This is a genomic window from Paucibacter sp. DJ2R-2, from assembly GCF_025717675.1.
In the GTDB taxonomy this organism is placed as follows: Bacteria; Pseudomonadota; Gammaproteobacteria; order Burkholderiales; family Burkholderiaceae_C; genus Paucibacter_A.
Map to the genome: position 1 here is coordinate 1 of NZ_JAJIRT010000019.1, position 20,508 is coordinate 20,508.

17 protein-coding genes and 2 riboswitches are annotated in these 20,508 nt (G+C 66.0%); of the genes, 3 read left to right on the top strand and 14 right to left on the bottom strand.

Translation table 11 applies throughout. The features are described from left to right. Window positions 1–124: 124 nt before the first annotated feature. Window positions 125–874, bottom strand: a complete 750-nt coding sequence (locus tag LNV28_RS24580) for a DUF8198 family protein (RefSeq protein ID WP_263521007.1) — start codon at window positions 872–874, stop codon at window positions 125–127. A 59-nt stretch (window positions 875–933) separates the two neighbouring features. Here LNV28_RS24580 and LNV28_RS24585 point away from each other — a divergent pair, with 59 nt between their 5' ends. Continuing rightward, window positions 934–1,854 (top strand): esterase/lipase family protein, encoded by a 921-nt coding sequence (locus LNV28_RS24585; RefSeq protein WP_263521005.1) that lies wholly within the window; start codon window positions 934–936, stop codon window positions 1,852–1,854. 109 nt (window positions 1,855–1,963) lie between these two features. Here LNV28_RS24585 and hppD read toward each other — a convergent pair whose 3' ends face one another. Continuing rightward, window positions 1,964–3,088, bottom strand: a complete 1,125-nt coding sequence (gene hppD, locus LNV28_RS24590; protein ID WP_263521003.1) for a 4-hydroxyphenylpyruvate dioxygenase — start codon at window positions 3,086–3,088, stop codon at window positions 1,964–1,966. A gap of 122 nt (window positions 3,089–3,210) precedes the next feature. On the opposite strand from hppD, the gene LNV28_RS24595 reads away from it, so the two are divergent. Beyond that, window positions 3,211–3,693, top strand: a complete 483-nt coding sequence (locus LNV28_RS24595; protein ID WP_263521001.1) for an Lrp/AsnC family transcriptional regulator — start codon at window positions 3,211–3,213, stop codon at window positions 3,691–3,693. A gap of 31 nt (window positions 3,694–3,724) precedes the next feature. On the opposite strand, the gene LNV28_RS24600 is transcribed toward LNV28_RS24595, so the two are convergent. From LNV28_RS24600 to LNV28_RS24630, 7 genes are all read right to left on the bottom strand, one after another. After that, window positions 3,725–4,315 carry a methyltransferase domain-containing protein gene (locus LNV28_RS24600; RefSeq protein WP_263520999.1) on the bottom strand — a complete coding sequence of 197 codons (591 nt, stop codon included), beginning with the start codon at window positions 4,313–4,315 and terminating at the stop codon, window positions 3,725–3,727. A 28-nt stretch (window positions 4,316–4,343) separates the two neighbouring features. Continuing rightward, a complete protein-coding gene (locus LNV28_RS24605; protein ID WP_263520997.1) occupies window positions 4,344–5,186 on the bottom strand; it encodes an HDOD domain-containing protein in 843 nt (280 codons plus the stop codon). 185 nt (window positions 5,187–5,371) lie between these two features. Then, a complete protein-coding gene (locus LNV28_RS24610) occupies window positions 5,372–5,635 on the bottom strand; it encodes a hypothetical protein (RefSeq protein WP_263520995.1) in 264 nt (87 codons plus the stop codon). A 36-nt stretch (window positions 5,636–5,671) separates the two neighbouring features. Then, window positions 5,672–5,866 carry a hypothetical protein gene (locus LNV28_RS24615; RefSeq protein ID WP_263520994.1) on the bottom strand — a complete coding sequence of 65 codons (195 nt, stop codon included), beginning with the start codon at window positions 5,864–5,866 and terminating at the stop codon, window positions 5,672–5,674. Window positions 5,867–6,346: 480 nt separating this feature from the next. Next, a complete protein-coding gene (locus LNV28_RS24620; RefSeq protein WP_263520993.1) occupies window positions 6,347–6,961 on the bottom strand; it encodes a hypothetical protein in 615 nt (204 codons plus the stop codon). Window positions 6,962–7,091: 130 nt separating this feature from the next. After that, entirely contained in the window at window positions 7,092–9,188 is a 2,097-nt protein-coding gene (gene fusA / locus LNV28_RS24625) for an elongation factor G (RefSeq protein ID WP_263520991.1), read from the bottom strand. Window positions 9,189–9,358: 170 nt separating this feature from the next. Continuing rightward, window positions 9,359–10,666, bottom strand: coding sequence for a D-amino acid dehydrogenase (locus tag LNV28_RS24630; protein ID WP_263520989.1), 1,308 nt, complete (start codon window positions 10,664–10,666; stop codon window positions 9,359–9,361). A 168-nt stretch (window positions 10,667–10,834) separates the two neighbouring features. Continuing rightward, a riboswitch (glycine riboswitch) is annotated at window positions 10,835–10,956 on the bottom strand. Window position 10,957: 1 nt separating this feature from the next. Beyond that, window positions 10,958–11,051: riboswitch (glycine riboswitch) on the bottom strand. Window positions 11,052–11,190: 139 nt separating this feature from the next. On the opposite strand from LNV28_RS24630, the gene LNV28_RS24635 reads away from it, so the two are divergent. Next, a complete protein-coding gene (locus LNV28_RS24635; protein WP_263520986.1) occupies window positions 11,191–12,612 on the top strand; it encodes a M28 family metallopeptidase in 1,422 nt (473 codons plus the stop codon). Between the two features lie 18 nt (window positions 12,613–12,630). Here LNV28_RS24635 and LNV28_RS24640 read toward each other — a convergent pair whose 3' ends face one another. The 5 genes from LNV28_RS24640 to LNV28_RS24660 all read right to left on the bottom strand — a co-directional run bounded on the left by LNV28_RS24640 (window position 12,631) and on the right by LNV28_RS24660 (window position 20,507). Continuing rightward, on the bottom strand, window positions 12,631–14,403 hold the full coding sequence (locus tag LNV28_RS24640) for a diguanylate cyclase (RefSeq protein ID WP_263520985.1): 1,773 nt from the start codon (window positions 14,401–14,403) through the stop codon (window positions 12,631–12,633). Between the two features lie 43 nt (window positions 14,404–14,446). Beyond that, entirely contained in the window at window positions 14,447–14,977 is a 531-nt protein-coding gene (locus tag LNV28_RS24645) for a CreA family protein (RefSeq protein WP_263520983.1), read from the bottom strand. 41 nt (window positions 14,978–15,018) lie between these two features. Next, window positions 15,019–17,769, bottom strand: coding sequence for an HD domain-containing phosphohydrolase (locus LNV28_RS24650; RefSeq protein ID WP_263520981.1), 2,751 nt, complete (start codon window positions 17,767–17,769; stop codon window positions 15,019–15,021). Window positions 17,770–17,945: 176 nt separating this feature from the next. Beyond that, window positions 17,946–18,689, bottom strand: a complete 744-nt coding sequence (locus LNV28_RS24655) for an ABC transporter ATP-binding protein (RefSeq protein ID WP_263520979.1) — start codon at window positions 18,687–18,689, stop codon at window positions 17,946–17,948. Between the two features lie 33 nt (window positions 18,690–18,722). Then, complete coding sequence (locus tag LNV28_RS24660; protein WP_263520978.1) at window positions 18,723–20,507, bottom strand: branched-chain amino acid ABC transporter ATP-binding protein/permease; 1,785 nt, start codon at window positions 20,505–20,507, stop codon at window positions 18,723–18,725. Between the last annotated feature and the right edge of the window lies 1 nt (window position 20,508).

Here is a 20,508-nt window from a genome sequence, read left to right on the forward strand (position 1 = left end):
TGTGAAAGTAGGTCATCGTCAGGCTAATATTTAAGCAGCGCCCCCGGTTCGAAAGAATCGGGGGCGTTTTGCTTTGCGGGTTCAAAATTGCGCGACGCGATAAGCCTGGGGCCATTGGGTGGGTTCAGCTCGGGAAATGCTGCTGGACCTCTGCCAAGTGTTTTCGCTCGGCGGTGTTATTGGGTCGGACATTGGCGGAGAACAATGCGGTTGCTAGTTCTTGCTCACGAGCTTCTACCGTAGCCAGGAACTCTTTGGCCCCTTTCATGGCGCGGAATGTGTCGAAACCCGTCTCAAGAAATGTCTGAAGCTCTTCAAGTCCGGCTGCAGCGGCCGGTCCGCGCATCATGCGCAATGCCTGGCGCAGCAAGGGCTTGCGGGTTAGGCGGTCAAGTTCGGAGCCGATGGCAATCGTGAGTTCGATCTGCTGGCTGCGCAACTCGGGATGGCCAACGGCCTGCCAGGCCTGCAAATAGGACTGTGCGGTCAAGACTTCCGTCGTCGTATGAAGCAGCTGTTCTCCCATCCGTGTGTCCAAGCCTTCGGACAATGCGTGCAGGTGGGCCAGTTTGGCGACGGTGCCGACCACATCGCTGGGAAACAGGCGCACCACGACAGGCACCACCCGTGCGAACTGTGCATCGCGGCGGCTGAAGTCTCCTGGGCCGTAGAGGTGGTTCAAGAAGAAGTGCGCCGCGCCGGTGTAGCGCGGATGCTCAAGCAGATCGGCATAGCTTCGCCGAAATCGCTCTTGCTGGAAGTGCTTGATTTGTTCGCTTGCCTGGACCAAGCCTGCTTGAGCAATTCGAAGATGTCGCAGCCGTTCCACCTCATGCAGGTGGGCAAGAATGCTTTCGGCGGGTGTGTGCTGCATGGGGCGTGAGCGGGTCCTGCGTCAATGGTCCAACATTCTCGCCGGCCTACACTGGCGCTATGAATGCGAAACTGCAACGCTGGCAATTGTTCTTGCGACTGGTGATGACCCTGGGGCTGATGGCTGTGGTTTGGCGAGCCTACGGATGGGGGCCGGTGTTTGGCCTGTCGGTGCTTGTGTTTTGGGCCCATGCGCCTTTCATGCTGCTGACCTTTGCCGCATTGCGCTGGGTGAATCGCCAGGAGTCGCCGTCCTGGCTCGCTTTGCTCCGTGCTTGGTGGCATGAACTCGCATCCTTGGACCTGGTGTTCGCCTGGCAGCAGCCCTTTGCCTGCGAGCGTTGGCCCGATGCGAGTCCGCCGACGGCCGGGCGGTTTCGCCCCGTCGTTTTTCTACATGGCTACACCTGCAATCGCGGGCTTTGGAATCCGTGGCTGCGTGGCTTGAGCGAACAAGGCGTGCCTGTGCGGGCTTTGACCTTGGAGCCGGCTTTTGGCTCCATCGATGCGTATGCCGAGAGCATCGAGACGGCGATTCGGGACCTGGAACAGCGCTATCCCGGCAATCCACCGGTCGTGGTCGCTCACAGCATGGGCGGGCTGGCGCTTCGAGCTTGGTATCGGAAGCATGGGCGTGCGGGGCGTTTGGCGCGGATCCTGACGCTGGGCACGCCGCATGCTGGCACATTGTTGGCGCGCTTCGGGCGTGGGCGAAACGGACAGGAAATGCGCCGTGGCAGCCTCTGGTTGGATGACTTGGCTGCGCAGGACTCACCATCGCTCGCCGCTGAGCTGGACTGTTACTACTCGCGTTGCGATCAAATTGTGTGTCCGGTAGAAACGGCCCGCCTGCCTGGCGCCCGCGCAATCGAAATTGAGTCCACGGGTCACCTCGGCCTGGTGTTTCATCCGCGAATTCAAGAAGATGTATGGCAGCTGCTTCAACTGTCTCCCGAGGGGGCTGCCGCTCCTGTGGGCTGAAAAGAAAAAAGCCCCGAGTGGCGCGGTATGCGTCTCGGGGCTGAAGTCCTCGGGTGAGCCATGTGGCTGCATCCGGGGCAGACGGAAACAATCGTTCTGTCAGGCCGGATCAGCCTTCTTCCTTCAGGACGCCGCGGCGGATCTGGTCGAGTTCGATGCTTTCGAACAGTGCCTTGAAGTTCCCTTCACCGAAACCTTCATTCCCTTTGCGCTGAATGATCTCGAAGAAGATTGGCCCAATCACTTCTTTGGTGAAGATCTGAAGCAGCAGTTCGTTTGGTGCGTCCAGATGGGCGGCGCCGTCGATCAGGATGCGCAGGCGGCGTAGCTCTTCGACGTTTTCCCCGTGGCCGGGTAGGCGTTTGTCAATCAGGTCGAAGTAGGTGTTGATGGTGTCTTGGAAGTCGACACCGGCGGTGCGCATGCGCTCCACCGTCGAATACACATCGTCCGTGCCCATCGCCACGTGTTGGATGCCCTCGCCGTGATAGATGTCGAGGTATTCGGCGATCTGGCTCTTGTCGTCGCTGCTTTCGTTGATCGGGATGCGGATGTGGCCGCAGGGGCTGGTCATGGCTTTGGACTTCAGGCCCGTCAGCTTGCCTTCGATGTCGAAATAGCGCACTTCGCGGAAGTTGAAGAAGCGCTCATAGAAGTCGGCCCATTCCTTCATGCGGCCGCGGAAGACGTTGTGTGTCAGGTGGTCGATGTAAGTCAGGCCATGGCCCACCGGATTCGCCGGAACGGGTTTGCCGTCTGCGTCCAGTAGCGGCACGAAGTCGACGTCATAGATGCTGATATTGCCAATGGCACCGGCTTCAGCGCCACCCTTGCCTTGCCAGCGGTCAACGAAGTAGATCAGCGAATCGCCGATGCCCTTGATGGCAGGAATGTTCAATTCCATCGGGCCGGCCTTGTTGTCGAAGCCCCAGGCGCCGAGTTCCAGCGCACGCTTGTAGGCGTGGGCCGCGTTGTCCACGCGGAAGGCGATGGCGCAAATCGACGGGCCGTGCAGGCGCGCAAAGCGCTGGGCGAAGGCGTCGACTTCGGCATTGATGATGAAGTTCACACCGCCTTGGCGATACAGGGTCACGTCCTTGTGGCGGTGTTTGGCTACGGCGGTGAAGCCCATGGTTTCAAACAGTTTGCCCAGGGCTGCGGGTTCCGGGGCCGCGAATTCGATGAATTCGAAACCGTTGGTGCCCATCGGGTTTTCCCATGGAGTGAAGGCCATCTTGTCTCTTTCTGAAAAGTCTTACGATGGGTCAAGACTGTAGGCTGGAGTGGGCGCAGGATTCATGCTAAAACTCGCGTCGCCACTGCAAGGTGCGCAGCAATTATGCGGAGAAGTCCAAGATGGAAAACGAGATCCAGCTCGACACGATAGATCGACGCATTTTGAGGGCGTTGCAAGTTGACGGGCGCGTCACTTACGACGCGCTGGCGGCTCAGGTCAATTTGTCTGCTTCAGCGGTGCTGCGCCGTGTCCGCCGGCTGGAAGAGTCGGGCGCGATTTCTGCTTATGTGGCTCTGGTCCCGCCGGAAAGGGTTGGCTTGGGGCTGACGGCCTATATCAATGTGCGGCTGGAAAAGCACACTGAGAGCCACAAACGCAACCCCATGGACTTGTTCCGCGCCGCGGTTCAGGCCTGGCCGGAGGTGGTCGAATGTGCCGCCCTGACTGGGGACATGGACTATTTGCTGCGCGTGGTGGTGCAAGACATGGCCCACTACGCCCGCTTCATCACCGAGACCTTGCTCAAGCACCCGAGTGTTCAGGACTGCAAAACCAGCTTTGTGCTGGACCGCGTCAAGAACACCACCGCCGTGCCGGTCTGAATCGGCTTTCGCCGTCTGAAGTGCGAGCCGGTCAGCGGCGCTCCAGCACCACGGCCAACTCAGCCCAGCCCTGGCCATGGGCCGTACTCGTGTAGGGCGGTGCCGGCCAGTTCCAGTGCGAGGCTGGAAACAGCGCGCGCATGCCCTGAATGTCGCCGTGATACGGTGGCCCTTCGACGAATCCCTCCGCCGCACTGTCGCGACGCGCTTGCATGAACAAGGCCAGCAACAAGCCGCCGGGCTTCAGCCAACCATAGAGCTGGTCTGCGTAGCGGCGCCAGTGGTCCGGGTGCAGCGCGCACAGGCAGGTTTGCTCGTACACCCGGTCCACGGGCGTGTCAGGCTGCCAGTCCAGGACATCGGCCAGCTCGACCTCTCCTGGAAAATCGCCCAGTTGCGCCCGAGCCAGCGCGACGGCCGCCGGCGCATAGTCCAGACCATGTGCGGCAATGCCGGCTTGGCCCAGTGCCCTCAATTCATGGCCACGGCCGCAGCCAGGGATCAACACTTTCAGGTTCGAAGAGAACATGCCGGCTTGCAGCCAGGCCAGCAACTGCGGGTGGGCGGCACTGCGGTCCCAAGGAGTTTGGCCGCTGGTGAAGCGTGCTTGCCAGAAATCCAATGAGGGGCCAGCCTGTCTGCTTGGCGAATCAGTCGAACTCATGGAGCAGTTTCAAGGTGGCTTCGAGGCTCAAATTGAGCAAGGCCGCGATTTCGCTCAGGTCATCCGGCACGGCTTCATCATCCCAGCCATCGGCGGTGTGCCGAGCCAGTCGAACCGCCAACTTCACGCATTGAACCTGCGGGTCATTGGCGCGTTTGTCGTTGGTGATGTGGCGCAGCAGCTCGGGTAGGCGCCAGGCCTGCATCAGGGCTTGTTCGAGGTCAGCCAACTCGATGTGCAGCACATCGCGTTGTACCGCGACGCTGCGCAAGTGGCGATCGGCTTGTTGGCGCTGGCGGATTTGGGCGGCCAACTCTGGCGCATGGATCCACAGCAGCATTTCGGCGAAATCGTGCAGCAAGGCCGCGCTGTGGATGACCGCTGCGTCCGGGTCCAGGCGATGAACGGCAAAACCCAGGGCAAAGCGAGCGGCGCGGTCGGCGCGACGCAGTACACGCTGCAAGCCATCTAGCGCGTAGGGCGTCGCAGCCAGCTTGTCCTCAGCCGTCGGCTGCGGGCCAAACTCGCGGAAAAAGGGTGTGATCCCCATCAGCACCAGGGCAGCGGTCACGGTCTCAGCATCCGTCAACAGCCGGCTGGATCGATGCGCTGCAGCGTAGGCCAACACCTTCAGCGTCATCAGAGGGTCGGCGGCAATCATTTCGCCGAGGCTGTTGGCGTCGACGGCATCCTCGTTGGCGCGAAGCAACTCCAAAGCGTCGGCCGTCTCGGCCAGCACCGGAATTTCGGCATCCCGAAACAGGGCGACCCAGCCTGTCAGATCGGGCGGGGCGGTGTGCAGCGAGGGCAATGTGGATAGCGCGGACATGGAGTGCTCGGACGAGGTGCTTGCATCGTATATCGGCGACCGTTGTTCCATCTTGAAACAAGCGGCCGCCGCAGGGTGTGGCACTGATGCAAGGGTTGTGAACTTTTGCGCACAGCCCTTGCTCACATCTGCACCCTTGCGATCAGCGCATGCCTCGCAAGTAGCTTCGGGGCAGGTGAGCGTCGCTAAAGACGACTCACTCCCGGAAGAGTGCCGACCCGCTGACCATCGGCGAAAAGGGCGCCCTCAGGGGCACCGGCTTCGGCATAGAACTCCAGTTCTGGCCGGCGGCGGCTGACGCGGCGCACCTGGTTCAGCAGCACGGCCAAATGGGTCAGCCCAGCACTGGCGCTGAGCAGGATGCGGGCGGCTCGCCAGCGCCAAGCTTGATGGGTGATCTCGAATTCTTCGGCCGAGCGATCCGGGCCGGTCAGTTCTCGCAAATGCATGATGGGTCTCCACTGCGGCCCCTCTGGGCCTTCATTTCATGGGCTGCGGTCGGGCCTGCCGATCTGCAGAATTTCTTGTCGTGTCTCGCGCTTTCCGGCCTGGCGTTGGCGCGTGGTCTGGCCTTGCAAACCATGCTGGCCGGCCTGGCGCAACCGGGCGTGGGCCACGATGGGATTTCGAGGCTTCAGCAGGCGCAGATTCAGCGGACGGGGTGAGGTGAACTGGGTCATATCGCGGACTCCGTGGCGTGCTGTTGGCGCGCCTTGTGTTGATGAATCAGTTCCGGCCATGCGGCAGCTCGACTGTGAGCAGTCCGATGAACGAAACCGTCTTGGGGCAGGCGCTGCTGCGAAGGCGGCAGGCGGCCCGAACTCCATGCAGCGGCCGGGCCTGCTGCGGCTGAAGAACAGCCGACGCAAGGCGCCTGAACGCTTGATTTCCGATGCGGCTCGGTGGTACCGAGTCGCGTTGGGCACTGAGCCGGCGCAACGCAGGGCAGCAGGGCGGACAAGGCGCATCGCGAACGATGAGCAAAGCCAGACTCCGGCGCTAGCGAGGGCGGGCAGCTCCCGGTAAAGACGTGGGGAGGAGGGACTTCACGGCTGGCTTGCGCTGGCCGCTTGAGCAAATGATAAACGAACGTTTATCAAGTGCATATACTTTTTATCAAAAGAGATAAAGAATTGTGCGCAGACCGTGTCGGCGTCGCATCACCGGGACTTTTTCGGTTTCAAGGGGGCAATGCCTTGCTGCAGGCGTCGCCATTCGTCGAGCTCGGCGGCACCGCCGCCCGCGGCTTGGGGGCGAACGGCAGGCGCCGGCGGCAGTACCGGCAGCGGTGCTGTCTTGCCAGGGCCGGTGGCGGCCTGCTTGCCAGCCGCCGTCGCTTCCTGGGGCGGGGTCAGGACTTCGCCGAGCAAGTCCAGCAAACGCGTGCGGGCGCGCTGCGGGTGACGCCGGTAATAGGTCAAAACCAAGCCAACGATGAAGCGCTCGTCGTCGTCTTGCGGCACGCTGGGCGTGGCGTCACGTTCCGCGTCGGCCGGCTCAGGCGCGCCAAAGGCGTGGCTTTGGTCCATCCAGCCTGCGGGTTTGTGGAACAACTGCTCGAACTGGCGCGCCAGACGCTCGCCGATCTGGCGCGAGCGGCTCTTGATCTGGCTCCAGTAGCTGGGCTGGATCTGCAAGCGCTCAGCAAAGCGCCGCTCCAAGCCGCGCAAGGTGGCAGGGTCGGGGTGCTTGATGGAGGCGGCGACGAATTCTTCGAACAGGAGCATCGCGTTGTCCAAGCGGATCTGGGCGACGTCCCGGGGGGCGGATGACATCCCTCTATGATAAAGCCTCGTTCATCCGACTCTCTGAGGTGGGCAGTCTGCTGCGCTTGCCCGCGCGGCATTTGCCGCAGCTTTTTTTACCTCTTGATAAAGAGTCGATGCCTTTCGGCCACTTGAGGCCTCAGTCTTCTTCCTGCGCCTGATAGGCAGCGATCAATTGGCTCTGGGTGTGGGGCGGCACCGCTTCGTAATGCGAGAGCTGCACGCTGTAGCGACCCTGGCCGCTGCTCAGGGCATTGAGCCGGCTCTGGTACTGGCTCAGCTCGGCCAGCGGTGCCAGGCCGCGCACGACGCTTCGGCCCGGCAAAGGGCTGTCGGTGCCGTTGACCTGGCCACGCCGGGCGGCCAGATCGCCGGTGATGTCTCCTATCGCGGCTTCCGGCGCATGGACTTCCAGATGCACCACGGGTTCCAGCACCAGGGGCCGCGCTTCCTGGACTGCGGCGATCAGGGCGCGCCGGCCGGCGGTGACAAAGGCCACCTCCTTGCTGTCCACCGAATGGTGCTTGCCGTCGAACACCGTCACGCGCAGGTCCACCAGCGGGTAGCCGGCCACGACGCCGGTGTCCAGGGCCGAGCGCACGCCTTTCTCCACGGCCGGCATGAACTGCCCCGGGATGGTGCCGCCCTTGACCGCGTCGACGAACTCAAAGCCAGCGCCGCGCGCCAGCGGCTCCACGCGCAGATAGACCTCGCCGAACTGGCCGGCGCCGCCGCTCTGCTTCTTGTGGCGGTAATGCCCTTCGGCCGCGGCCGAGATGGTCTCGCGGTAGGCCACGCGGGGCGGCTGGGTGTGCAGCTCGAACTTGTAGCTCTCACGCAGGCGCTCCAGCAGCAGGCGCAGGTGCAGCTCGCCCAGGCCGTAGATCACTGTCTCCTGCGTTTGGCCGGCTTGGTCCAGGCGCAGGCAGGGGTCCTCCTCGACCAAGCGGCTCAGCTGTTCCCAGAGCTTTTGCTCGTCGCCATGGCGCACCGGGTTGATGGCCAGGCCATGCACGGGCACGGGGAAATCCAGCGGGCTCAGGTGAATGTGGGCATCCTCGGGCGCGTCGTGGAGCACGGCGTCATAGTGCAGGTCATCGACCTTGGCGATGGCGCAGAGCTCGCCCGGCAGGGCCTGCTCCACCTCGACATGCCGGCCGCCCTGCAGCAGGAAGAGGTGGCCGACGCGGAATGGCTTGCGCGCCGAGCCGATGAAGAGCTGGCTGTGGCGGCGCAGCGTGCCCTGGTGCACGCGCATCACGCCCATCTTGCCGAGGTAGGGGTCGGAGATGATCTTGAACACATGGGCCAGCACATGGGCGCTGGGCTCGGGCAAGGCTTGCAGGGGCAGGGCCTCGGGGCCCTCGCCGCGCAGGAACAGGGGCGGGTTGCCCTCGGCCGGGTTGGGCAGCAGGCGCTCGATCACATCAAGCAACTCGGCCACGCCGGCGCCGCTGCGCGCCGAGGTGAAGCAGACCGGGATCAGGTGCCCCTCACGCAAGGCCTGCTCCAGCGGCGCGTGAAGCTCGCGCGGGTCGACATCGCCTTCGCTGAGATAACGATCCACAAACGCGGCATCCACCTCCACCACCTGCTCGACCAGGGCCTGGTGCGCCTGGCCCACCGAGGAAAAATCGGCCTGGCCGATGATGTTGTAGAAACAGTCCAGCACGCGCCGCCCGCCTTCGGCCGGCAGGTTCAGCGGCAGGCATTCACGCCCGAACACTGTGCGGATCTGCGCCAGCAGGTCCGGCAGGTCGAGCTCGGCCAGATCGATCTTGTTGATCACGATCAGCCGGCACAGCCCGCGCTGGGCGGCGGTCTCCATCATCTTGCTGGCCATGGGCTCCAGGCCACTTTGCGCGTTGAGCACCAGCACCGCCGTGTCCACCGCCTCCAGCGCCGGCAGGGACTGGCCGATGAAATCGGCCGCCCCGGGCGTGTCGATCGCGTGGATGCGCACGCCGCCATGCTCCAGGTGCACCACGCTGCTGTGCAGGGAATGCTGGAGGCGGCGCTCCAGTGGATCGAAATCGCTGACGGTGTTGCCGCGCTCCACCGTGCCGGCCTGGGCGATGGCGCCGGCCTGCAGCAGCAAGGCCTCCAGCAAGCTGGTCTTGCCCGCCGCCGCGGGGCCGACCAAGGCCAGGCTGCGCAAGGTAGCGACAGCAGGCGACAGGGGCGCGCCGGTGGAGGATGGGGCACGGCTGGCGTCGCTGTTCGGGCTCTGGCTCATGGCAGTCTCCTTGACTCTCCGGCGCCCCGGCGTTTGCGGGGGCGCGGTGATGGATGCGTGCGCTGTGCCGGGCTCTGACACTGCGGAAGGGTCCGCTCGGCTCTGGCCTCAGGGTAGAGGAAGCCCGGCCGGCTTACAAGGCCCGCGCCGGCGGGCCTTGGCCGGTTCGCTCAAGTGGCGGCTTGCGCCCGGCCGGCCCAGGAATCGACCTCGGGCCCGCAGAAGGCGTAGTCCAGCTCGGGCCGGTGGCCGCACACCAGGTCCGCCAGGGCCGCGGCCGAGCCGCAGCTGTGCGTCCAGCCTAAGGTGCCGTGGCCGGTGTTGAGGAAGAGGCGGCCGACGCGGCTGGCGCCGATGTAAGGCAGGTTGGAGGGCGTGGCCGGGCGCAGGCCGGTCCAGTACTGGGCGCCGCTGGGCTGGCCCTCGGGCGCCACCATCTGCGGGAACAGCTCGCGCGTGCGCCGCAGCAAGGCCTCGCAGCGGCGCAGATTGAGCGTGCTGTCGTAGCCATTGAGCTCCGCCGTGCCGGCCACGCGCAGGCGGTCGCCCAGGCGCGAGAACACCAGCTTGTACTCGTCGTCGGTCAGCGAGACTTGGTAGCTGTGCGCGGGCGAGATCACCGGCAGCGTCATCGAGTAGCCCTTGGCCGGGTAGATGTTGAGCGACACGCCCAGCTCGCGCGCCAGGCTGCGGCTGAAGGAGCCCAGGCAGAGCACAAAGCGGTCGGCGCCCAGGCGCTCGATTTCACCGTTCGCATCGGCCACGATCACCCGCGCCAGATCCTGGCCCTCGCGCTCGCAGCCCAGCACCCGGGTCTGGTAGCGGAACTTCACCCCGGCCTGCGCGGCCAGGGCGGCCAGTACCTGGGTGAAGCGATGGGCATCGCCCGACTCGTCGCTGGGCGTCATGCTGCCGCCGACGATCTGCGCGCGGCATTGCGCCAGCGCCGGCTCGATGGCCACGCATTCCTCGGGCGTTTTCATGTCCAGCTCGCAGCCTTGCTCGCGCATGATGCGGGCCGGCTCCTGTGCAGCGGCGTACTCCTGCTCGCTGGTGTAGAAGTGCAGGATGCCTTGCTGGCGCTGGTCGTAGGCGATGCCGGTGGCGGCGCGCAGGCGCTGCAGCTGCTCGCGGCTGTAGAGGCCGAGATTGACGATGTTGCGGATGTTGTGGGCGGTGCGGCCCGGCGTGCATTCGCGCAGGAACTGCAGACCCCAGCGCCACTGGGCCGGGTCGGCGCGCAGGCGGAAGAGCAGGGGCGCGTCCTCCTTCATCAGCCACTTCAAGACCTTGAGCGGCGCGCCCGGGTTGGCCCAGGGCTCGGCATGCGAGACGGAAATCTGGCCGCCGTTGGCATAGCTGGTTTCCAGGCCGGCCGCGGGCTGGCGGTCGATCACGGTGACTTCAAAGCCCGATTGGCGCAGATACCAGGCGGTGGTGACGCCGGTGACCCCGGCGCCCAGGACGATTGCGTGCATGTGTGCACTCCTGAAACAAGACAAACAGACCGTTGAGTGAGACGCGCAGGCGTGCGCTCAGGCCCAGCGCGGGCTGTGTTTCGTTCCAGGCAGGAGAGGCACCCCAGAGTGAGGCGCGAGCCGGGCAGAGCACAGATCGGGCAATGGCAGAGCGTGCGCTTGACGCGCGCCGCTCCCGCTGTCCCTGTTACCTGAGAGATTCAGCCGCGCCCCGGGGGGGGCATGGCCTTGCTCCTTCGGTGGCGGCTTGCGCATCGGCTGCGCCGGCCGCTCTCTCCAGCATTCGGCTTGTTGACGGATCCAGTACGGGGCCTGAGCGAGTATGGGAGCTTGCGCCTTCGGCGGCAGGGCCCAGAGCGGGCCTGCACTCTCCTGAATCCGGTGCGCAGTGTAGGGGGCCGCCGCGGCCCTGGCTCTAGGGGCAAATGCCGGGGGGGCTTTGTCGCGCTTGCCGAGCGGCGCTGGCGCAAAGCTCGCAGAATCAGGTCCTTCGTTTTTGGGGCCAGGATGACTGGTTGATTGGCATGCGTGCTTGGATCTTGGTAGCTGCCCTGGGCGGCGTGATGACGATGGGTGCGGTCGCTCAACCGGCGCCGCTGGATCCGCGCGTGCAGCAGATCCTGGCCGAGATCTCGGCGCCGCGCATCGAGCAGCGCATCCGACGCCTGGTCGATTTCGGCACCCGCCACACCTTGTCCGAGACCGAATCGGAGCAGCGCGGCATCGGCGCCGCGCGGCGCTGGATCCAGGCCGAGCTGGAGCAGTGCGCGCGACGCAGCGGCGGCCGCCTGCAGGTGAGCCTGGACAGCTTTGTCGAGCCCGCCGGCAACCGCATGCCGCGCCCGGCCACCCTGGTCAATGTGGTGGCCACCTTGCCCGGCACCGCGCCGGCGGCGGCCCAGCGCCTGCTGGTGGTCAGCGGCCACTACGACTCGCGCAACGGCGATGTGATGGATGCCGAAGGCGCCTCGCCCGGTGCCAACGACGACGCCTCGGGCGTGGCCGCGGTGATGGAGCTGGCCTGCGCCATGGCCGGCCATCGCTTTCCAGCGACCCTGGTCTTCATGGCCGTGCCGGGTGAAGAGCAGGGTCTGCTGGGCGCCGCCCACTGGGCGCGCGAGGCGCGGCGCCAGGGCTTGCCCATCGAGGCCATGATCACCAACGACATCATCGGCAGCCCGCGCGGCGATGCCGGCCAGGTGGACGAGCGCCAGCTGCGCCTGTTTGCCGACGGCCTGGACCCGCTGCTGCGCATGCTGGTGGCCGCCCGCGCCAACACGCCCACGCCCGATGCCGAGGCGCGCGCCAACGAGGCTGCACGTGAATCGTTGCAGCAGTTGGTGCTGGCCGGGGGCAGCGAAGACCTGCCCACCCATCAGCTGGGCCGCCATCTGAAAGCCGCCGGCGAGCGCTACCTGCCCGGCTTCACCGTCAATCTGATCCAGCGTCGCGACCGCTATCTGCGCGGTGGCGACCACCTGCCCTTCCTCGAGCGCGGCTATGCCGCGGTGCGCTTCTCCGAGCCCTTCGAGAACTTTGCGCACCAGCACCAGAACCTGCGCGAGGAGAACGGCGTGCGCTACGGCGACCTGCCCGAGTTCGTCGATTTCGCCTACGTGGCCAATGTCGCCCGCATCAATGCCGCCGGCCTGGCGACGCTGGCGCTGGCGCCCGCCGCACCGCAGAACGTGCGCCTGGACGCCACCGAGCTCAGCAACGACAGCACGCTCAGCTGGACCCTGGCGCCCGAATCCGAGGTCGCCGGCTACCGCATCGTCTGGCGCCACACCGATTCGGCCGTCTGGCAGCACCACCAGGACCTGGGCCGGGTCGGCCGCCACACGCTCAAGAACCTGTCCAAAGACAATGTGGTGTTCGGCGTGCAGGCGCTGTCGAAGGACGGTCATGCCAGCCTGGCGGCGTTTCCGCTGCCGCTGCGGCGCTGAAACCGCGCGCGCGGCGCTTCAATCTGCGGCCGCAGGCGACGGTCGCACGCAGTTGCGACCCGCGCTCTTGGCGCTGTAGAGCTGTGCATCGGCCAGCGCACAGAGGCTGGCGGGTGTGTGGGCTTCTGCATTCCCCGCCAGGCCGATGCTGACGGTGATTCGTTGCAGGTCCGGGTGCAGCTTGTGCCAGTCAAAGGTCTCAATCTGCTGGCGCAGCTTGTCACAGAGCTGGCTGGCCAGGGGCAGGGTGGTTTCCACCAAGAGCAAGGTGAACTCCTCGCCGCCATAACGCGCCACTACATCAGCGCGCCGGCAATGGTCGCGCAGCAGTCGACCGACCTGCCTCAGCACCGCATCGCCGACCGCATGGCCGAAGCGATCGTTGACGTCCTTGAAGTGGTCGAGGTCCAGCATCGCCAGGCTCAGTGGGTGGCGAAAGCGCGCCGCGCGCTCGAACTCCTGCTCCAGCAGCAGGTCCAGCCAGCGGCGGTTGGCCAGGCCGGTCAGGGCATCTTCATGGCTGAGCTGGCGCAGCAAGTCGGCTTGCGCCGACAGCTGTGTCAGCAAGGCCTGCTTTTCCTGATCCGCCTGGCGGGCGGCCTGCAGCTCCTGGCTCAGGGCCTGGGCCTGATGGCGCACGAACAGGCCGCGCAGCCGTTGTTGCGAGCGCTCGCCCAGCAGGCGTTGTTCGCAGGCATGGTGGGCTTTGTAGTGTTGCAAGGCCAGGGCTGGGTCACCGCGCAGCTCGGCCAGCTCAGACAGGGCCAGGTGGGCCCGGCCGGCCAGGGCTGAGATCCGGCCATCCGAAGCGTGGCCCAGCGCCCGCTCCAGGGCGCCCTGCGCTGGTGCCAGCTCGTTCCGGGCCCGCCAGAGATCGGCCAGACCCAGTTCGATGCTGCACAGTGAGGGGATGTCCCCCATGCGCTGTGCCAGCGGGCGCGCTTCCTCGAAGGCTGCCAGGGCCGCATCCGCTTCACCCTGCGCCAGGCAGGACTGGCCCAGGCCCAGCAGCGCCTGGCCAAGATCACTGACATTACCAGTGCGACGCGACAGGGTCAGCGCTTCTTCAAGATGCGGCCGTGCCTCGGCATGCTGGCCGAGCCTGCTCAGCAGGGCGCCCAGATTCAACGCGCTGGTGGCCTGACGCGCCAGGTCCGGGGATTGTCGTGCGCAGCGGAGGCTGCGCTGCAAGTGCTCCACGGCCAGCTCCATCTCGCCAATGCCTTGCAGCACTTGGCCCAGCTGCCCCAAGGTATAGGCCTGATTGGTGATCGAGCCGGCTCGCGCGGCAACTTCAAGGCTGTGCTGAAGCAGCTCCAGTGCGTCCGGAAGTTGGCCGAGTGCATGGTGGACCAGCGCCATATTGTTCAGGGCACGTGCTTCGGCTTGATACACGTGGTGGAGACGGGCCAGCTCCAGAGTGCGCTGGTGCAGCAGCAAGGCCTGCTCGTAAGCGCCCTGGCGGGTCCGGATCAGGGCTTGCAGGTTCAAGGCGTCGAGATGGCCAGGGACTTCGCCCAGCGCCTCCAGCAGGCTGTGGGCCCGATCCAGCCTGGCTTGCAGCTCGGCCATCGGCTCGCCCAGGATGAACTCGCACAGGCTCCAGCGCAGCAAGGCATAGGCCAGGCCGCGCGGGTGATCGATGGCCAGGGCCAGATCATGCGCCTGCTGCGCCAATTGCAGGGCCCGCGGCGTGTCCGACATGCGCAGCTCGAAGGCTTCAGCGTTCAGCGCGTCCACCTGTTCTGGCGAAAGTCGGGGGATGGCCGGGGGCTGCGCGCGGGCTTTCATCTGCGGGTGTTCGGTTCGCTCAACTGGCAGTTTGTCGGCGTGCTCACTTGAGCGGAATCGGCGTGGCCCGGTCCACTGGCACGGCGGTCACGCTGTTCTGCGGCGAGCCGTCGATCAGGCGGTCGGAATAGGTCAGGTAGACCAAGGTGTTGCGGCGGCTGTCGACCATGCGGACGATGCGCAGTTTCTTGAACACCAGGGACATGCGCTCGTTGAACACCTCCTCCTGCCGCGCCAGGGGCTTGGCGAAGCTGATGGGTCCGGTCTGGCGGCAGGCGATGGAGGCCTCGGCCTTGTCTTCGGCCAAGCCCAGGCCGCCCTTGATGCCGCCGGTCTTGGCTCGTGACACATAGCAGGTGACGCCCAGGACTTTGGGATCCTCGTGCGCGTCGACGACCACTTTGTGGTCGGGGCCAATGAGCTTGAAAGCGGTGTCGACCTCGCCGACCGGCTCGCCGCGGGCGGTGCCGATCACGCCGAGGCAAAGCGCCAGGAGTAGGGGCCGCGCGCTCCGCCCGGACGCGCGATCGGTGGGGCGGTCAAACACGGGGCGCGAATTCAAGCGGGGCAACATGGCATCTCCTGGCTGGAGGTGACAGGTTAGCAGGCCGGCGTTCAGTCCTCGTCCTGGAAGCGCTGGCGGATGTCCAGCACCTCGGCCCAGTGTTCGAAGAAGACGCGCACGCACTCGGGGTCGAAGTGGCTGCCGGCATGGGCCTGGATGTGGGCCGCGGCGGCTTCCAGCGTCCAGGCTTTTTTGTAGGGGCGTTCGGAGGTCAGGGCATCGAAGACATCGGCCACCGCGACGATGCGGCTGAAGATGGGGATGGCCTCGCCCTTGAGGCCTTGCGGGTAGCCCGTGCCATCGAACTTCTCGTGGTGGCCCAGGGCAATGGCGGCGCCGGCCTGTAGCACCAGGGAGGAGCTGTCCTTGAGGATCTCGTAGCCATAGCTGGCATGCAGCTTCATCACTTCGAACTCTTCCGGCGTCAGGCGGCCGGGCTTGAGCAGGATGCTGTCGGTGATGCCGACCTTGCCGATGTCGTGCATGGGCGCCGCTTCCAGCAGCAGCTCTTGATCAGCCACGGGCAGGCCTAGACCGCGCGCGATCAGCTCGGAGTAATGCGCCATACGCAGGATGTGGGCGCCGGTTTCGGGGTCGCGGTACTCGGCTGCTTTGGACAGGCGGATCACGGTCTCGCGCTCGCGCTGGACGATCTGGTTGGTGGCCTTGCGCACCTCCTCGGCCAGCCATTCGGCGCGGTCGGCCAGCTTGGCGCGGGCTTCGTTCAGAGCCTCCAGCGCGGCGTTCGCTTGTTGGCGCGCGGTCTCGGCCGCGGCATAGGCGCCGGCGTTGTCCAGGGCGATGGCGGCATAGGCGGCCAGGGTGCGAAAGATGGACTGCTCGCGTTCGCCATAGGCATGGCTGTCGACCGCCTGCACCGACATGACCCCGAGCAGTCGGTCGCCTATCAGCAGCGGGCTGAACATCAAGCTCTGAGTGTCCAGCGGGCCCATCAGGTGTTCTGGTGGGTTGCTACGGGGTGCCATCGGAAAGAACAGTTCGCAGCGCTCGCGGGCGCAGCGTGCGGTCAGCGACTGAGGGTCATGCAGCGAGATCAGCGGTGAGGGGAAATGATGGCGCGCCTCATTGATGAAGGCGGCCTTGAGCGCGTGCCCCCCGGGGTCCAGCAAGTAAACAAAGAACGAGGTCGTGTCCAGCAACTGGCCGAGGTGGCGGTAGAGCGCGGCAAACACCGCGTCGGTGTTGAGGCTGCCGGTGATCTCGCGGCCGACGCGCCCCAGGGTCTCCAGCGTGGCGCTGGCCTCCTGCAGTTGCGCGGCGCGCTGGCTTTCGGCCTGGGCCAGGCGGTGGTGGTACTCGGCCTCGGCACGGGCCAGGGCACTCTCCTGACGCACCTGCATGGCCATGGCGCGGTTGCGCGCATCGTCCAGGCGCTTGTTGTCGCGCGCGGCTGCGGCAGCCTGCCCATAATTTCGAGCCTGTGCGGCGTCGCCGGCCGCCGCGTAGGCGTTGGCAACTTCATCGAGCAGCTCGCTGGGCAGGATGTAGCCCTTGATGCCATTGGCGATTTGCAGGGCCTGCAACAGGAAGTGGAGGCTCGCGCTCGGCGCTTGCTGGCCCTCGGGTGCGGGAAGGGCGTACTGCTGGTAGAGCTCGGCAAAGACGCGCAGCACCTTGATCTGCTCATCGCCACTGCCCAGCTCGCGTGCCCGCAGCAAGGCGGAGGAAATCTTGCTCAGCGCTTGCTCGGGCTCGCCCAGGCGGCCCAGGGCGCTGGCCTGGCCCCGCCAGCAGCGCAGCAGGTAGAAGAACTCCCCCAGGCTGGCGGCAATCGTCTCCGCCTGCAAAAAGCAATCGAGTGCCGCGGCCGGTTCACCCATGTCCAGAGCCACGTCACCTTGATACTGCAGGGCCAGGCTGTAACGGCTGGCCCCTTGCAACTCGCGCATGGACTCGAGTGCGTCGTTCAGGATGGCGTGGGCCTCGGGCAGGCGCCCAAGCAGGCGCAGCACATTGCCGGTCTGCATCTGTGCGCCGCCCAGCGTGCCTGGCCAGCCGCTGGTCTGCGCTTGGGCGAGGGCCAGCTCATCCCATTCCAGGGCGGCGTCGAGGTCCCCGAGCGAGGCAAAGTTGTCGGCCGCATTGCTGGCCGAGAAGACGGCATGGCGGATCTGGCCGCTTTCCAAGGCGCAATGGTGGGCTTGCAGGAAATGCTTGATGGCCTGACCCAATTCGCCGGTGAAGGTGGCCACCAGGGCGCTGGCGCTGCTGACCCAGGCTTGCGCCGCGGCGGGCAGGGGCAGACTGGAGTCGAACTGGTGGTGCAGTCGAGCGGCCGTGCCGAGCGCGTCACGCCAAGCCGCATGGTTCAGCTGCATGGCCCTGACGACTTGCAGGCGCGCGTTGTCGCCGGCAGCCTGGAAGTCGTCTTGCGCTTGCTTGAGGCAGGCATCGCGGCCGGGGCTGTCACCGCGCTCCGTGCACAGCGACGCACGTAAAATCTGGCCGTCACCACAGCCGACCCGGTCGCCCAGCTGTGCGAAATTCTCGACCGCCGCTTCGGCGTACTGTTCACTGGCATCGAGCTGGGCAAACAACCAAGCCACCTCGCCGAGCACCAAGAGCAGGCGTGCATGGCACGCCTGGCGCCGGCCTTCATCCCAGTCGACGTGCGTCAGCAGTTCTTCGGCCTCGTTGACCAGCAGCAGGGCTCGTTTGCAGTCACGCTGGCGCAAGTGCCAGGCCAGGTCCGGTATGACGCTCAGCCGCTCAGTACCGTGCAGTGTGCCCAGCCTGGTTTCGAGGCCGATGACTTCCGGGTCGAGAGCAAACAGTTCCATGGCGGGCAAATGGGCCTCCCTCGGCAGGGGCTGTGATCTTGGGTCAGCGGCCAGTATCTGCTCGAAGGTCGCTGCCGGCTTCATGTTCGGGGTCTATTCGTTAAGTATTGCAGGCGGGCGTGCTTTTCCTTGCCCTTGCCCTTGCCCTTGCCCTTGCCTTTGCCTTTGCCTTTGCCTCAGGCGGCCGGCTTGCGTGCGCTGCCCAGATAGGTCTCGGCCACGCGGCCATCGCCAGCCAGGGTGGAAGCCGGGCCTTGCAGGGCGATGGCGCCGGTTTCCAGCACATAGCCGTAGTCGGCCACGTCCAGCGCGGCGCGGGCGTTTTGTTCCACCAGCAGCACGCTGACGCCGCGCTCGCGCAAGGTGGTCACGATGCGGAAGATCTCTTTCACCACCAGCGGCGCCAGGCCCAGGCTGGGCTCATCCAGCATCAGCACCTTGGGCCGGGCCATCAGGGCGCGGCCCACGGCCAGCATCTGGCGCTCGCCGCCGGACAGCGTGCCAGCCAGCTGCGCGCGCCGCTCCAGCAGACGCGGGAACAGCTCGAAGACCTGGGGCAGCTGTTCGCGCCAGTCGCGCTGGCCCAGGCGCAGCGGCCGGTAGCCGCCCAGCAGCAGGTTGTCTTCCACGCTCATGGTGGTGAAGAGCTCGCGCTTTTCCGGCACCAGGGCCAGACCACACATCACGCGTTCTTCCAGGCTCAGGCTGGCGATGTCCTCGCCGTCCAGCAGGATGCGGCCGCGCGCAGGCAACACGCCCATCAAGGCATTGAGGGTGGTGCTCTTGCCCGCGCCGTTGGGGCCGATCACGGTGACCACCTGGCCGGCCGGCAGGTCCAGATCGAGGCCGCTGAGCACCTCGGCACGGCCATAGCCGGCATGCAAGCCGCGCACGCTCAGCAGGGGAGGGGTGGAGCTCATGGTTTCAATGTCCTGCGAGAGGCGATCGATCAATCAATGTTCGGTGCCGAGGTAGGCGGCGCGCACCTCGGGGCTGGCCTGCACCTCGGCCGGCGTGCCTTCGATCAGCTTGGTGCCGAACTCCATCACCACCAGGCGGTCAGTCAGGCCCATCACGAACTCCATATCGTGTTCGACCAGCAGCACGCTCAGGCCTTCGCGCTGCAGCTGGCGCAGCACCTCGGCCAGGGCCTGCTTTTCCTTGTGGCGCAGGCCGGCGGCGGGTTCGTCCAGCAGCAGCAGGGCGGGGTCGCTGCACAGGGCGCGGGCGATCTCCATCAGGCGCTGCGGGCCCAGGGCCAGATTGCCCGCCAGTTCATGCGCTTGCTCGGCCATGCCGATGCGGCGCAGCTGCAGCTCGGCCTCGCGGAACAGACGCTGCTCCTCGGCACGGTCGAGGCGCAAGAGGGCGCGCAGCGTGCCGCTATGGCCGCGCAGATAGGCGCCCAGGGCCACGTTCTCCAGCACCGTCATCTCGGCCATCATCTTGACGTGCTGGAAGGTGCGCGACACGCCGCGCCGGGCGATCTCGCGCGAGGGCAGTCCAGACACGTCCTCGCCGCGAAAGTGCACCGAGCCGCCGCTGGCCGGCAGCACGCCGGTGATGAGGTTGAAGGTGGTGGACTTGCCGGCGCCGTTGGGGCCGATCAGGCCGATGATCTCGCCGGCCCGGATGCCGAAGCTGACATCGTTCACGGCCACCAGGCCGCCGAACTGCTTGCGCAGGCGCTCGACCTGCAAGAGCGGCTCACCCACTTGCGGCTTGGCGCGCTGCGGTAGGGGCGCGGCTTGACTCCAATCCTGCGTTCGGCTGGAGCTGGGCCACCAGCGCTGCAGCAGCTGCTGGGCATAGGGCCAGAGTCCACGCGGCGCGTGCTGCAGCACCAGTACCAGCACGATGCCCAGCACGATGATCTCGAAATTGCCATTGCTGCCGAGCAGGGCGGGCAGCAGCTCTTTCAGTTGGTCTTCCACCAACTTGAACACCCCGGCGCCGACAAAGGCGCCCCAGACGCTGGCCACGCCACCGACCACGGCCATGAACAGGTACTCGATGCCCATCTTCAGGCCGAAGGGGCTGGGGTTGACCGTGCGCTGCACATGGGCGAACAGCCAGCCCGAGGTGGACGCCAGCAAAGCAGCCAGCACGAAGATGATGACCTTGTAGCGGAAGGTGGAAACGCCCATGGCCTCGGCCATGGTGACCCCGCCGTTGAGTGCACGGATGGCACGACCCGGCCGCGAGTCCAGCAGATTGCGCACCGCCAGCGCCGCCAGCAGGGCGATGCCCCAGATCAGGCCGTAGATGGCGCGGCCGTCTTGCAGGCTGATGCCGAAGAGCTGCAGCGCCGGCAGGCCCAGAATGCCGTCGTACTTGCCCAGCAGCTCGAGGTTGGCCATGCTGAAGTTGAGGCTCAGCGCCCAGGCGATGGTCGCCAGGGGCAGGTAATGGCCCGACATGCGCAGCGTCAACAGGGCCAGCAACCAGGCCACGCCGCCAGTCAGCAACCAGCCGGCCAGCAGGCCCAGCCAGGGCGAGAGACCGAATTGGGTGCTCAGCACCGCCGTGCTGTAGGCGCCCAGGCCCACAAACGCGGCCTGGCCGAAGGAGGTCAGGCCGCCCACACCGGTCAGCAGCACCAGGCCCAGGCTGACCAGGGCGAACATGCCGATGTAGTTGAGCTGGGTGATCCAGAACTCGGGCACCGGCAGCAGGGGCAGGGCGAAGAGCAGGGCCAGGCCGAGCGCTGCGGGCAGGGTTTGTCGATTCAGGCGCATC